Source organism: Amphibacillus sp. MSJ-3 (genome assembly GCF_018919165.1).
Classification (GTDB): domain Bacteria; phylum Bacillota; class Bacilli; order Bacillales; family Amphibacillaceae; genus Amphibacillus.
On record NZ_JAHLQM010000063.1, the window covers coordinates 1 to 2445 of the forward strand.

At 36.1% G+C, this 2445-nt stretch carries 1 protein-coding gene and 1 rRNA gene; both read right to left on the minus strand.

Annotation, left to right across the window (positions count from 1 at the left end):
* Positions 1 to 70 (minus strand): 16S ribosomal RNA (locus KQI76_RS11545); the annotation flags it as partial.
* Positions 71 to 530: 460 nt separating this feature from the next.
* Complete coding sequence (lysS, locus tag KQI76_RS11550; protein WP_216400436.1) at positions 531 to 2012, minus strand: lysine--tRNA ligase; 1482 nt, start codon at positions 2010 to 2012, stop codon at positions 531 to 533.
* Between the last annotated feature and the right edge of the window lie 433 nt (positions 2013 to 2445).

The window sequence follows — 2445 nt, forward strand, 5'->3', positions numbered from 1 at the left end:
CGCGCTCGACTTGCATGTATTAGGCACGCCGCCAGCGTTCATCCTGAGCCAAGATCAAACTCTCAATAAAATTGTTGAGTTGTTCTACTCTCATTTGAAGCACTAGCTTCTTCTTACTTTTTTTCTTAACTTTCTTGGTTGTTTGGATTCAGTTTTCAAAGATCAATTGTTGCCGTCTTTTTTTGCGACAGCTTTTATATTATATACATGTCACTATCAAAATGTCAATAACTTTTTAAAAATATTTTTCATGAAGTAGTTATCGTATTTTGGCGACTTGAATAATATATCACGATAAATTTTCCGAGTCAATAGCTTTTGTCACTTTTTTTAAAAGGTAATTATAAAAATTAAAAACACTCAGCAATTCAAACCGTCACCTCTTAAGTAAATGGTGTCACTGAGTGTTTTAATTTAGCTATTTATTGTAGATAAACTGGCTGGATGATCTCCACCTCAGTAGTAAAAGAGAAATCTTCGAATCATAAATGCAGATTAGGTACTTCCCCACCGAGTGAAGGTTTACTTAATTATTTCTTCTTCATTTGTGGGAAAAGTAGAACATCTCTTATTGAAGGTGAATTGGTTAACAGCATGACTAATCGATCAATTCCAATTCCCAACCCTCCAGTTGGTGGCATACCATATTCTAATGCCTCTAGGAAGTCTTCGTCCATTTCATGCGCTTCATCATTTCCTTGTTCTTTTTCCTTCACTTGTGCTTCAAAACGTTCCCTTTGGTCAATCGGGTCATTTAACTCTGAGAATGCATTCGCGTGTTCACGACGAACGATGAATAGCTCAAATCGATCTGTAAAACGTTCATCTTCTTTATTCTTTTTCGCTAATGGAGAAATTTCTACCGGATGACCATAGACAAATGTTGGTTGTACAAGCTCTTCTTCTACACGTTGTTCGAAAAATTCATTAACAATATGGCCAAAAGTCATCGTATCTTTAATTTCGATATTATGTTCTTTAGCCAATGCCTTTGCTTGGTCATCTGTCATATGTTCCCAAAAATCAACACCTGTATACTCCTTAATCGCATCAACCATATGAACTCGTTTCCAGCCTGGTTTCAAATCAATGATATCTTCCCCATAAGTTAGTGTTGTTGAACCGATTACTTCTTCTGCAATATGAGCAACCATATCCTCAACTAAATTCATGATATCACGGTAATCTGCATAAGCTTGGTAAAGTTCGATCATGGTAAACTCAGGGTTATGTCTCGTAGATACGCCTTCATTTCTAAAAACTCGTCCAATTTCATAAACACGTTCCATTCCACCTACAATCAGGCGTTTTAAATGAAGTTCAATTGCAATTCTCATATATAGTTCCATATCAAGCGTATTGTGGTGAGTGATAAACGGACGTGCAGCAGCCCCACCAGGAATGCTATGCATCATTGGTGTTTCAACTTCTAAAAACCCTAGGTCATTTAAATAACGACGCATGGATTGAATAATTTTACTACGCATAATAAATGTTTCTTTACTTTCATGATTTGTGATTAAATCTAAATACCGCTGACGATAACGTTGCTCGACATCTTTTAGCCCATGAAACTTATCTGGTAATGGTCGCAGCGATTTGGTTAAAATAGTGAACGAGGTGACCTTGATAGATAACTCACCAACATTTGTTTTTAACAGTGATCCTGACACACCAACAATATCACCCAAATCAGCGCTCTTAAATAAATCATAACTACTTTCCCCAACGGTATCTTTTCGAACATAAAGTTGAATTTGCCCACTAAAATCTTGAATATGAGCAAAACCTACTTTCCCTTTTCCGCGTTTTGTCATAATACGACCAGCAACAGTGACATCAACTCCCTTTTCCTCTATCTCTTCTTTAGAGAGTTGGTTGTAATTGACGATTAAGTCGTTTGCAAGATGAGTTCGGGCAAACTTATCGCCAAAAGGATCGATACCTTTGTTGCGCATCTCGTTCATTTTTTCACGACGAACCTGCATATGCTCATTTAATTCTTCTGACATCTGTAACTCACTCCGATTCCTTCTTATCTTTTTTAAAAATTCTTTCACTCATTCTTCTGTAAGTACATTAGCTCGAACTGACTTCACTATAAAATTCCTGCATTTTACGATGGCGGTTGTTTAAAAAAGATTAGAAAAAAGACATGCTAATAATAGGCAATCTTCACTTAACTGCCAACACATTATGCAACCCGGTAAAATTGACTGAAACGAGCATTCTATTTTAATTTCTTGAATACACATAAAAGAAGAATAATAAGTTAGTTATTAGTGTACCATAGCTTAACCTTGATTTCTAATGTACAAATTAACAGGTATGTGTCAATATTTTCTCGATGTTGTTTTCATAACAGTAAGTTAGACACTCTAATATTGTACACCATTAGCTACCGCGCTTCGCTTGCTCGCCGTTTAGGTAGTGTGACGTTATTAA